Source organism: Variovorax sp. V35, from assembly GCF_041154465.1.
GTDB classification, from domain to species: Bacteria; Pseudomonadota; Gammaproteobacteria; order Burkholderiales; family Burkholderiaceae_C; genus Variovorax; species Variovorax boronicumulans.
In genome coordinates, this window is record NZ_AP028666.1 from 2,142,927 (window position 1) to 2,154,559 (window position 11,633).

Here is an 11,633-nt window from a genome sequence, read left to right on the forward strand (position 1 = left end):
TCTGTGCTCTGCGCGCTCAGGCCACGCGGAAGTGATGCGTGCCGTCGCGCCCCAGCTGCTCCACCAGTCCGAACTCCCAGTCCAGGTAGGCCTGCATGGCCTCGGCGGGTGCGTCGGTGCCCTCGTAGGGCCGGCGGTAGCGGTCGGTGCGGGCGGTGGCCAGGCGGGTCTCGCCGGTTTCGGCGGGCAGCCCGGCGGCGAACCAGGCGGTGTTGCCGCCCGTGAGCACCTGTACTTCCACGTCGCGCTGGCCGCGCGCGTCGAGCAGGGCGCGCAGGTCGGCTGCGGCGTAGCGCGCGAGCAGGCTGCTGCCGCAGGTCAGCACGTAGCGCGGCGCGGACGGAAGGGCCTGGCGGTTGATCGCCTGGGCGAGTTGCGCGCGGATCGCGTACCAGGCGCCGGGAATGTGCCGCTTCACGTAGTTGGCGCTCGTGGTCACGTCGATCACGGCAGTGGCGGGTTGCTGCTTCAGCAACTCGGCCAAGGCTTGGGGTGCGATCTCGGCGACCGTGGCCGCGACGGGCGGGTAGGCCGACGTCGGCGTGCCGGTTTCGCTGAGCGCGGCGGCTGGCGGCACCGCATCGGGCACGTACACCTCCCAGCCCATCTGCGCGAGCCATGAGGCGCTCATCGACGCGCGCACGCCGTCGTCGTCGGCCAGCACGATGCGTGCGCCGCGCACCGGCACCTGGTGATCGGTTTCCTGCACGAGCTGCCCGCCGGGCGCGCTCGCGAAGCCGGGCAGGTGGCCGGCGGTGTATTCCTCGGGCGTACGCACGTCGAAGCGGTACACGGTGCGGCCCGGGGCTTCGAGCGTGCCGAGCGCGTCGAGCGCGATGCGGCGCACGCCCGCGGCGTCGGCCACGCGGCGTGCGTCGGCCTGCGCCTGCGCGCGGTTCGCGTCCGACACCGTCGCCGGCGCCTGCCGGCCCGCGCCGTGGTCGAGCTCCTGGCCCGCGAGCTTCCAGCCGATGGTGCCGTTGCGCAGCGCCGCGACCGGGTTCGGGATGCCCGCGTTCACGAGCGACTGCGTGCCGATGATGCTGCGCGTGCGGCCTGCGCAGTTCACGATCACGCGCGTGGCCGGGTCGGGCGCGAGCTCGCGCACGCGCAGCACCAGCTCCGCGCCGGGCACGCTGGTGGCCGAGGGGATGCTCATGGTCTGGTATTCGTCGAAGCGGCGCGCGTCGAGCACGACCACGTCGGCGCGGCTGTCGATGAGCGTCTTCACCTCGGGCGCCGACAGCGACGGCGTGTGCCGCTCGTGCTCGACCAGCTCGCCGAAGGACTTGCTCGGCACGTTCACGTCGCGGAACAGCTCACCGCCCGCCGCGCGCCAGCCTTCGAGGCCGCCGTCGAGCAGGTGCACGTTCGTGTAGCCGAGCGCGGCGAAGGTGCGTGCCGCCAGCGGCGCGAGGTCGACACCGTCGTGCGCGCCGTACAGCACGATGAAGGTGTCGCGCCGCGGAATGCGTCGCCACGCTTCGATCTCGATGCGCGACAGCGGCAGGTTGGCGGCCCACAGCGGGTGCTCTTGTGCAAACGGGTCTTCCTCGCGCAGGTCGAGCAGCGCGGTCTCCTTGCGCGCGATCAGCCGTTCGCGCAGCGCGGCGAAGGGCAGCAGGGGAAAGGAGTCGGTCGTTGTCGTCGTCATGCGGCAGTGTTTCGGAGTTCGGCGGAGCGGTCCCACAGGTTGGGCAGCAGCGTGTTGGAGTAGCCGGAGACGAAGGGCTTGCGCCCGCCTTCGGCCGGATAGGTGTGGCGGCGCACGGCGCCGATGTTGGCGCCGTACACGTGGATGCTGATCGACACGCGGTCGGCGTGCGCGTTGTGCACGCGGTGCAGGTCGCCCACGGTGGGCGACACGGCCTCGACATGGCCCGCATCGAGCCGCACCGGCTCACCCTGGGGCCGCGGGGTGCCGTCGGCGTCGAGCGCGTAGGGCTGGCTGTACTCGGCGCCGCGCAGCATGCCGATGAGGCCCCACACCGTGTGGTCGTGGATCGGCGTGGCCTGGCCCGGACCCCAGACGAAGCTCACGACCGAGAAGCGCTCGGTGCTGTCGGCGTGCAGCAGGAACTGCTGGTAGTAGGTCGGGTCGGCCACGGCGAAGGCGTCGGGCAGCCAGTCGTCGCGCGCCACCAGCGTGCGCAGCAGCGCGCCGCCGTCGGACAGGATGCGCGGCTCGTCGGGCCGGCTGTCGAGCAGCCGGCCGAAGGCGCCGACGAAATCGCGCAGCGGAGCAATCATGCGGGGCGTTTCCAGAGTTGGGTGTCGGTGATCGCGCGCACATCCACGCGTGTGGGAAGGATACCGTCACGCGCCGAGCGGTCAGCCACAGTTTGCAGCGCGGCGATGTCGGCCTCGCTCACGGGTCGCCCCGCCACCGAGGCGCGCGCCGTGATGAGGCGCGCCGACGCGATCGGCAGCCGCGTGAGCTGGCTGTAGGCCTGCGCATAGGCCTCGGGGTTGGCCAGCGCCCAGTCGCCCGCGCGGGCGAGCCGCTCGAGGAACTGCACGATGGCCGCGCGCCGGGCCGGGTCGGCCAGCGAATGCTCGCTCGCGGTGATGAAGCCCAGCGCCGTGTTGATGCCGCGCCCGTCGCGCAGGATGCGCCCGCCCTGCAGCAGCGCGATGGCGTAGTAGGGGTCGAAGATGGCCCAGGCGTCGATCTGCTTCGAGGCGAACGCGGCGGCCGCGTCGGTGGGCAGCACGAACTTCACCGTGACCTCGTCGCGCCGCACGCCGGCCTCTTCGAGCGCGCCGTAGAGCTGGTACTGCGAGATGCTGCCGCGCGCCGACGACACGACCACCGTCTGGCCGCGCAGGTCGGCCACGCGGCGCAGCGGCGAGTCGGGCTGCACCACGATGCCCAGCGACTCGGCCTTGCCCACGCGCGTGGCGACGATCTTCAGCGGCGTCTTGCCGACGGCCGCCGCGAGCACGGGCAGGTCGCCGGCCATCGCGGTGTCGACCGCAGCGCTGCGCTGCGCCTCGAACAGCGGCGCAGCGCCCTGGAAGTTGGCCCAGCGGTAGGCAAAGGGTGCGTCGTCGAGGGCCTTGGAGGCCTCGAACAGCGAGCGCAGGCCGCCGGCCTGGTCGCCGAGCACCAGCGTGGCCCGGGGTTGCGCCACCGCGCGCAACGGGCCGGCCACGGCCAGCGACAGCGCGGCGCCTTGCGCGAGCCAGGCGCGGCGAGAAATTGGCAGCGCGCTCATGCGGCACCTCCCGATGCCTGCAACGCCCGCTGGCCCGCCGCGACCAGGATCGCGTCGTTCTGCGGCGTGTGGATGCGGCTGCACAGCACGTCGCGGTAGTGGCGTTCGAGCGGGTTCTGGCGCGTGAGGCCGTGGTTGCCGCTCAGCTGCAGCGCCAGTTCGACCACGCGGATGGCGTGCGTGGTCACGGTGTGCTTGAGCAGGCCGCTGTCGGTGGCGGGCGGCGTGTGACCGCTGTCGACCGCGGCGGCGGCGTCGTCGAGCAGCACGCGGTTGGTGCGCAGCAGCGCCTCGATCTCGCCCACCTGCTCCTGCACGCGCGGCAGGCTGGCCAGCGGCGCGCCCAGGCTGCCGGGTGCGCGCCGGTTCAGGAAGTCGACCAGCCAGTCGCGCGCGGCGCGCGCCACGGCGTCGTAGAGGCTGCCCAGCAGCACGACCATCCAGGCCTGCTGCGCCGCATGGGCGTCGATGTCGGTCTGGCTGCCGGCGCCGGGCGCCCAGTCGGCGGGCGCGCGCAGGTCGACGGCGTGGTCGGCGGCAATGGCGACGTCCTCGAACACCACCTCGTGGCTGCCCGAGGCGCGCAGGCCCAGGTGGTCCCAGCTCGCGATCACGCGGATGCCGGGCGCGTCGCGCGGCACCAGGAACACGCCGGTGCGCGGCGCGGCCTCGTCGGTGCGCGCCGCGGCCTCGTCGGTGCGCGCCCAGACGGCGAGCCACGACAGGCCCTCGATGCCGGTCGTGTAGAGCTTGTGGCCGTCGATGCGCCAGCCCTCGGGCGTGCGCCGCGCCACGGTGCCGGGCAGGCCGCCGCGCGCCGGCGAGCCCAGCGCGGGCTCCACGCGCAGCGCGTTGATGAGCGCGCCGTGCGCCACCGCGTCGCGCGCCACGCGCTCGCGCAGGTGCGCGGGCCAGCGGCTCTCGCGGCGCGCGAGCGACTGGTGCTGCAGGTAGGTCATGGTGAGGATCAGCGCGGTGGCGGGCTCGCCGCGCGCCACCGCCGCGATCACGCGGCGCGCCGTGGCCAGCGTGGCACCGCCGCCGCCGTATGCGGCGGGCGCGACGAGGCCGATCAGGCCGTGCGCCTGCAGCGCCTCGAAGTTCTGGCGCGGAAAGGCGCCGCTGCGGTCGTGGTCGGCCGCCGTGGACGCGAACTGGTCCGACAGGCGGGCCAGCACGGCCGGGTCGACGGAGGGCGGGGTGTCTGTGTCGGGAACGGCCGGCGCGCGGCGCAAGGGGAGTGCACTCATGGTGCCCGCACGGTAAAGGCCCGCTGCCAGCGCGCGAAGGATGCATCGCGCATATCCAAATTCGTTTTTCTGCGTTCGTTTTCGGGGCCCGCCTCGGTACGGTCTCGCTTCTCCTCGTGAGTGAGTGAAGAAGAAAGAACACAAGGCATGACACCCGATTTCCCGCTGGACCGACGCCGCTTGCTGCAGGCCGCCGCCGCATGGGGCGCGACGGCTTCGGGCGTGGCGCAGGCCGCCGCGCCCTCGCGCGACCTGTCGGGCGTGACCCTGCGCGTGGGCACCTACAAGGGCCTGTGGCGGCCGCTGCTCACGGCCTCGGGCCAGGCCGACACGCCTTACAAGATCGACTGGCGCGAGCTCAACAACGGCGTGCTGCACATCGAGGCCATCAACGGCGACGCGCTCGACCTGGGCTCGGGCAGCGAGATCCCGCCGGTGTTCGCGGCGCGGCAGAAGTCGAGCGTGCGGCTCGTGGCCGTGACGCACGAAGACCTCAACAACCAGGCCACGCTGGCGCGCAAAGATGCGCCGATCCGCAGCATCGCCGACCTCAAGGGCAAGCGCGTGGGCTACGTGCGCGCCACCACCTCGCACTACTACCTGGCCAAGCAGCTGGCAGAGGCGGGCCTGTCGTTCGCCGACATCCAGCCCGTGAGCCTCACGCCGGCCGACGGCCTCTCGGCCTTTGCGCGCGGCGACCTCGATGCCTGGGCCATCTACGGCTACAACGGCCAACTCGCGCGCACCCAGTACGGCGCGCGCACGCTCAAGACCGGCGTGGGCTACCTGTCGGGCAACTTCCCCATCTACGCCAACCCGCGCGCGCTCGACGACACGCTGCGCCGCGCGGCACTGGGCGACCTGCTGCAGCGCCTGCAGCGCGCGTTCGCCTGGATCAACGGCAACTTCCTGGCCTACGCCCGTGCGCAGTCGGCCGAGACGCGCGTGCCCGTGGGTGACCTGGTCGAGCTGTTCAACGGCCGCAGCGGCGACTACAGCCTCGGCCCCGTCACCGACGCCGTGGTGCGCAGCCACCAGGACGTGGCCGACACCTTCCAGAAGATCGGCGTGCTCGACGGCCCCGCCGACGTGAAGCCGCTGTGGGACCGCCGCTTCGAAAACCTGCTGCGGCTTCCTGCCGCCTGACCCCTTCATTCCATCCGCATCCACGAGGACACCATGAGCCAGAACGACGTTGAATTCATCGGCATGATCCAGGGCCAGAAGGTCTCGGAGATCCATGCCGCCAAGGGCCCGGCCATCGACCGCGACTACGTGCGCGCCTTCGCGCAGGCGCACGAGAACGCTGGCTTCGACCGCGTGCTGGTGCCGCACCACTCCACCAGCCCCGACGCCACGCTCACCGTGGCCTACGCGGCCTCGGTGACCGAGCGCATCCACTTCATGCTCGCGCACCGCCCGGGCTTCGTGGCGCCCACACTCGCGGCGCGCCAGTTCGCCTCGCTCGACCAGTTCAGCGGCGGGCGGCTCGGCGTGCACTACATCTCGGGCGGCTCCGACGAGGAGCAGAAGCGCGACGGCGACTGGCTCGACCACGACCAGCGCTACGCCCGCACCGACGAATACCTCGAGGTGCTGCACAAGGTGTGGACGGCCGAGAAACCCTTCGACCACGAAGGCGCGCACTACCGTTTCCAGAACGCGTTCTCCGAAGTGAAGCCGGTGCAGACGCGCCACGGCAAGCCGCACGTGCCCGTGTACTTCGGCGGCGCGTCGGAGGCCGCGATCCCGGTCGCGGGCAAGTACGCCGACGTGTACGCGCTGTGGGGCGAATCGCTCGACCAGGCGCGCGAGCTCACGTCGCGCGTGCGCGCCGAGGCCGCCAAGCATGGGCGCAGCGTGCGCTTCTCGGTGTCGTTCCGCCCGATCCTGGCGGACACCGAAGAGGCCGCATGGGCGCGCGCCGAGAACATCCTGGCGGAGACGAAACGCCTGCGCGTGGTGCAGGGCTACAACCGCGGCGGCCCGCAGCAAAGCGAAGGCGCCAAGCGCCTGCTGGCTGCGGCCGAGAAGGGCTCGCGCCTGGACAAGCGCCTGTGGACCGCGGTCGCGCAGGAGATCGGCGGGCGCTCCAACAGCACCGCGCTGGTTGGCACGCCCGAGCAGGTGGCCGATGCGCTGCTCGACTACTACGACCTGGGCGTGACCACCTTCTTGATCCGCGGCTTCGATCCGCTCGAGGACGCGACGGATTACGGCCGCGCGCTGATTCCGCGCACGCGCGAACTGGTCGCGCAGCGCCTGCAGTCGCAGCGCAAGGCGGCCTGAGCCATGAGCGCCGTCCTGTCCATCGACCGCCACGCGGCCCAACCGCTGAAGCTGCACGCGAACCCGCAGCAGAAGCACTGGTTCGACCCCATCCCGCCGCGCCCCACCGTGCAGGCCGAGCGCCGCCACCGGCAGGAGCGCCTGGCGGGCGCCTTCCGCCTGTTCGCGCGCTTCGGCTTTGCGCAGGGCCTGGCCGGCCACATCACGGCCCGCGACCCCGAGCTGACCGACCACTTCTGGGTCAACCCGCTGGGCGTGCACTTCTCGCGCATCAAGGTGTCCGACCTGCTGCTGGTCAATTCGAAAGGCGAGACGGTCGTCGGCGACCGGCCGCTCAACAAGGCCGCCTTCGCCATCCACGCCGCGATCCACGAGCACAACCCGAACATTGTGGCCGCCGCCCACACGCACTCGACCTACGGCAAGGCCTGGTCCACGCTGGGCCGCAAGCTCGACACGCTCACGCAGGACGCCTGCGTGTTCCACGACGACGTGGCGCTGTTCGACGACTTCACCGGCATGGTGGTCGACACCAGCGAGGGCGATCGCATCGCCCGCGCGCTGGGCGACAGGAAGGGCGCCATCCTCAAGAACCACGGCATCCTGACGGCCGGCCCCACCGTGGAGGCCGCCGCGTGGTGGTACATCGCGCTGGACAACGCCTGCCACACGCAGCTGCTGGCCGAGGCGGCAGGCACGCCGCAGCCGATCGACGAGGCCACCGCGCGCCACACGCACGGCCAGATCGGGGGGCCCGAAGGCGCGATCCATTCCTTCGACAGCCTGTACGAAGGCCTGGTCGAGGCCGAACCCGAACTCCTGCTTTGACGATGACGACGAACCCCCGGAGCCTTTCCCCGATGAACGCATCCCTTTCCCGCCGCAGCGTGCTGCGCACCGGCGCCGCCGCCGCCGTGGTCGCCTCGGGCGGCCTCATTGCCTCGCAGGCCTTCTCGCAGCAGGCGCGCAAGCTCACCTTCGCCTGGAACGCCGCCGCCTTCTGCCTCTCGCCCGTGGTGGTGGCGCAGGAGCGCGGCTACTTCGAGCGCAACGGCCTGCAGGTGGACCTCATCAACTACACGGGCTCGACCGACCAGCTGCTGGAGTCGCTGGCCACCGCCAAGGCCGACGCGGCCGTGGGCATGATCCATCGCTGGCTCAAGCCGCTCGAATCGGGCTTCGACGTGAAGATCGTCGGCAGCTCGCACGGCGGCTGCGTGCGCCTCGTGGGCGCCAAGGACGCGGGCGCCACCAGCCTGGCCAGCCTCAAGGGCAAGATCATCGGCGTGTCGGACATCGCGAGCCCGGGCAAGAACTTCTTCTCGATCCTGCTGGCCAAGAACGGCATCGACGCCGACCGCGACGTGACCTGGCGCCAGTACCCGGCCGACCTGCTCGACATCGCGGTGAAGAAGGGCGAGATCCACGCCATCGCCGACGGCGACCCGAACGTGTACCTCATCGAGAAGCGCAACCAGGGCACCTTCGTCGAGCTCGCGAGCAACCTCTCGGGCGAGTACAAGGACAAGGTCTGCTGCATCGTTGGCGCGCGCGGCGAGCTGGTGCGCAAGGACAAGGCGACCGTCGCCTCGCTGGTGCGCGCCATCGCGCAGGCCTCCGACTACGTGGCCGAGAACCCGAACGAATCGGCCAAGCTCTTCGCCAAGTACTCGCCCAAGGTTCCGGTCGAAGACCTGCGCGCGCTGCTGGGCACGCTCACGCACAACCACCACCCGCTGGGCCGCAAGTTGCGCGACGAGGTGGAGTTCTACGCGCGCGACTTCCGCGGCGTCGGCGTGCTCAAGAAGACCACCGACCCGGTGCGCTTCGCGGAGCACGTGTCCTTCGATCCGTTGGCATGAGCGCCGTCATCGACCGGGTGCTCGAGGCACCGCCACCGGCGCCGGGCAGTTGGCGCCGCCCCGGCATCGAGAAGGCCGCGCCGGCCGCCGTGTTCGCGCGCCCCGCCGAAGGCTTCTGGCGCACCGGCGCGCTCGCGAGCGCGGGCTGGGTCGCGCTGGGCCTGCTCACCGTCTACTGGCCCAACAAGGCCGTGGGCTTCAGCGACTGGGCCTACACCGACGAATTCGGCATCGCCGCCATCGCCATCGGCGCGCTGCTGCTGCTCGTGGCGTTGCTCGGCACGCGCGCGGGCCGCGTGGCACGCACGCTGCGCCCGGCCGGGCCGTGGCTGGTGGCGCTGCCGGTGCTGTTCGCCCTCTGGGAGATCGCCACCGCGAAGCTCGCGCTGCTGCCCACGCCGTTCTTCGCGCCGCCGCAGAGCCTCATCGAAACCTACATCGACGATTGGCGCCGCCTCGGCGAAAGCCTGGCGCATTCGGCGCGGCTGCTCGCCCACGGCTTCGTGCTGGGCGCGCTGGCGGGCTTTCTCACGGGCGTGACCATCGGCTGGTCGCGCATCGCGGGCTACTGGGTGCATCCGGTGCTGCGCTTCGTGGGGCCGGTGCCGGCCTCGGCGCTGCTGCCGCTGGCGTTCTTCTTCTTTCCGTCGAGCTACGCGGCGGCCGTGTTCCTCATCGCGCTGGCCACGGGCTTTCCGGTGGCGGTGCTGACGTGGTCGGGCGTGGCGGGGGTCAACCGCAACTACTACGACGTGGCGCGCACCATGGGCGCGAGCGAGCGCTTCCTGGTGCTGCGCGTGGCGATTCCCGCCGCGCTGCCGCAGGTGTTCGTGGGGCTGTTCATGGGCCTGGGCGCCGCGTTCTCGGTGCTGGTCACGGCCGAGATGATGGGCGTGAAGGCCGGGCTGGGCTTCTACCTCTCGTGGGCGCAGGGCTGGGCCTCGTACTCGAACATGTACGCCGCGCTGATCGTGATGGCGCTGCTGTGCTCGGGCCTGATCACGCTGCTGTTCAAGGTGCGCGACCGCGTGCTGTCGTGGCAGAAGGGGACCGTCAAATGGTAGCCACCGCGCAAGCCGAAGCGGGTGTGCGCCAGGCCGGCGCGCAGATCGACATTCAGGGCGTGAGCCACTGGTTCGATGTGCCGGCGGGTCCGCTGCAGGTGCTCGACGACATCGACCTCACGGTGAAGCCTGGCGAGTTCGTCGCGCTGCTCGGGCCGAGCGGTTGCGGCAAGTCGACGCTGCTGCGCCTCGTGGCCGGGCTGGAGCCCGCCACGGCCGGTCGCATCACGCAGGACGGCGCACCCATCGCGCGGCCCGACCCGTCGCGCATCGTCGTCTTCCAGGACCCGACGCTCTACCCCTGGCGCAGCGTGTGGGACAACGTGGCGCTCGGCCTGCAGGCGCGCGGCGTGCTCAAGGCGCAACGCGGGCGCGTTGACGAGGCGCTGAAGCTCGTCGGCCTCACCGACTTCGCCAAGGCCTTTCCGCACCAGCTCTCGGGCGGCATGGCGCAGCGCGTGGCGCTGGCGCGCGCGCTGGTCAACGACCCGCAACTGCTGGTGCTCGACGAACCGCTCGGCAAGCTCGACTCGCTCACGCGCATCGCCATGCAGAGCGAGCTGGTCAACCTGTGGCAGCGCGCGGGCTTCTCGGCGCTGCTGGTGACGCACGACGTGGAAGAGGCGCTGTTCCTCGCCAACCGCGTGATCGTGCTGAGCGACCGGCCGGCGCGCATCGCGGCGGAACTCGTGGTCGACCTGCCGTACCCGCGCCATCGTGGCCATGCGCGTCTTGCCGAACTTCGTCACGAGGCACTGCGCCACTTGGGGCTCGACGCCACCTGGTGACATGAACAGCACGCCCGAGGCCGATTGGCTCAACCTGCTGATCGGCCTGCTTCAGGGCGCTCAACTGCAATTGCTGCGTGTGCTCGACGCGCTCGGCCTTGCGCGCCATGTGCACGGCCAGCCGGCGTGGCCGTGGGCGCACCGGCTGTCGGGCGAGAACCTGCTGATCGACCTGGGGCAAGCGCGCAGCCTCGCGTGGACGCTGGCGTGCGTCGGCGTGGCTTTGCTGCTGCTGTTGATCGCGTTGCTCTGGCGGCGCCCGCGCTGGTACCTGCTCGCGCTGGTGCCGATGCTGCTGATCGCCGCGCCCTGGCCCCATGCGAACGTCGTGCTGGTGCCTGCGACGCCGGCGAGCTTCCACGCGTCGCCGACCGGCTTCACGGCCACATCGATCGCGCAAGGCCGCGTGCTCTACGCGCAGCACTGCGTGAGCTGCCACGGCACCGACGGCAAGGGAGAAGGGCCGCTGGCCGCGTCGCTGGCCGTGTGGCCGCCGAACCTCACGGGCCCGCTGCTGTGGCGCCGCGCCGATGGTGACCTGCTGTGGCGCGTGCTTCACGGCACCGCCACCATGCCCGGCTTCGGCGGCCCGCTCGACGCGGCCGATGCCTGGGCGCTCATCGACTACATGAAGGCGCAAGGCGCGGGCCAGAGCCTGCGTGCGCTGGGCCACTGGCCGCAACCCGTCGGCCTGCCCGACATGGCGGTGCGCTGCGGCGCGCAGGCGCCCCGGTCGCTCGCGCAGTGGCGCGGGCAGCGCGTGCGCGTCGTGGCGGGCGCGGTCGCGCCCAGCGAAGACCCGCGCCTGGTGACGGTGCAGCTGCTGCCGCCCGGGGCGAAGGCGGCGGGCGTCACCGCCGATTGCGTCGCCGATTCACCGGCCGCGTGGGAGGCGCTGGCGCTCATCGCGGGCACCGACCAGCTCGCAGGCATGCAGCTCATTGCCGACCGCGACGGCTGGCTGCGCGTGCGCGGCCTGCCGGGGCAGGCCGGCTGGTCCGACGACGACCTGCTGTGCCGCAGCGACAGCCCGCCGGCCGCCTTGGCGAAAGGTACCGTGTTGCCGCTCGACGGCCTGGGCGCGCTCATCGCCCGCATGGACGCCGAGCCGGTGCGCTTCGTCAAGGGCGGCTTCATCCACTGATTTCCTTTTCACTGCTTC

At 71.8% G+C, this 11,633-nt stretch carries 11 protein-coding genes; 7 read left to right on the forward strand and 4 right to left on the reverse strand.

Translation table 11 applies throughout. From position 1 onward, the window contains the following. Positions 1–16: 16 nt before the first annotated feature. Genes ACAM42_RS09870 through ACAM42_RS09885 form a run of 4 tightly spaced genes read right to left on the reverse strand, consistent with a single transcriptional unit; the run spans position 17 to position 4,468 of the window. Positions 17–1,654, reverse strand: coding sequence for a rhodanese-related sulfurtransferase (locus ACAM42_RS09870; protein WP_369631886.1), 1,638 nt, complete (start codon positions 1,652–1,654; stop codon positions 17–19). Then, entirely contained in the window at positions 1,651–2,250 is a 600-nt protein-coding gene (locus tag ACAM42_RS09875; protein ID WP_369631887.1) for a cysteine dioxygenase, read from the reverse strand. The genes ACAM42_RS09870 and ACAM42_RS09875 overlap by 4 nt, the downstream gene beginning before the upstream one ends. Continuing rightward, positions 2,247–3,218, reverse strand: a complete 972-nt coding sequence (locus ACAM42_RS09880) for an ABC transporter substrate-binding protein (RefSeq protein WP_369631888.1) — start codon at positions 3,216–3,218, stop codon at positions 2,247–2,249. Before ACAM42_RS09880 ends, ACAM42_RS09875 begins: the two co-directional genes overlap by 4 nt. Then, the gene (locus ACAM42_RS09885; protein ID WP_369631889.1) at positions 3,215–4,468 is read right to left on the reverse strand and encodes an acyl-CoA dehydrogenase family protein; all 1,254 of its coding nucleotides are present in this window, start codon (positions 4,466–4,468) and stop codon (positions 3,215–3,217) included. The genes ACAM42_RS09880 and ACAM42_RS09885 overlap by 4 nt, the downstream gene beginning before the upstream one ends. A gap of 147 nt (positions 4,469–4,615) precedes the next feature. Here ACAM42_RS09885 and ACAM42_RS09890 point away from each other — a divergent pair, with 147 nt between their 5' ends. From ACAM42_RS09890 to ACAM42_RS09920, 7 genes are read left to right on the forward strand one after another with little or no spacing between them, the layout of a single operon-like run. Then, positions 4,616–5,614, forward strand: a complete 999-nt coding sequence (locus ACAM42_RS09890) for an ABC transporter substrate-binding protein (RefSeq protein WP_369631890.1) — start codon at positions 4,616–4,618, stop codon at positions 5,612–5,614. A gap of 33 nt (positions 5,615–5,647) precedes the next feature. Further along, a complete protein-coding gene (locus tag ACAM42_RS09895; protein WP_369631891.1) occupies positions 5,648–6,757 on the forward strand; it encodes an LLM class flavin-dependent oxidoreductase in 1,110 nt (369 codons plus the stop codon). A 3-nt stretch (positions 6,758–6,760) separates the two neighbouring features. Then, the gene (locus tag ACAM42_RS09900) at positions 6,761–7,585 is read left to right on the forward strand and encodes a class II aldolase/adducin family protein (RefSeq protein WP_369631892.1); all 825 of its coding nucleotides are present in this window, start codon (positions 6,761–6,763) and stop codon (positions 7,583–7,585) included. Positions 7,586–7,617: 32 nt separating this feature from the next. Next, positions 7,618–8,619: an ABC transporter substrate-binding protein gene (locus ACAM42_RS09905; protein ID WP_062482528.1), complete on the forward strand. Its 1,002-nt coding sequence runs from the start codon at positions 7,618–7,620 to the stop codon at positions 8,617–8,619. Then, positions 8,616–9,683: an ABC transporter permease gene (locus ACAM42_RS09910; RefSeq protein ID WP_369631893.1), complete on the forward strand. Its 1,068-nt coding sequence runs from the start codon at positions 8,616–8,618 to the stop codon at positions 9,681–9,683. The genes ACAM42_RS09905 and ACAM42_RS09910 overlap by 4 nt, the downstream gene beginning before the upstream one ends. Continuing rightward, on the forward strand, positions 9,677–10,471 hold the full coding sequence (locus ACAM42_RS09915; RefSeq protein ID WP_159277948.1) for an ABC transporter ATP-binding protein: 795 nt from the start codon (positions 9,677–9,679) through the stop codon (positions 10,469–10,471). Before ACAM42_RS09910 ends, ACAM42_RS09915 begins: the two co-directional genes overlap by 7 nt. Before the next feature lies 1 nt (position 10,472). After that, positions 10,473–11,615, forward strand: coding sequence for a cytochrome c (locus tag ACAM42_RS09920; protein ID WP_369631894.1), 1,143 nt, complete (start codon positions 10,473–10,475; stop codon positions 11,613–11,615). The last annotated feature ends 18 nt before the right edge of the window (positions 11,616–11,633 follow it).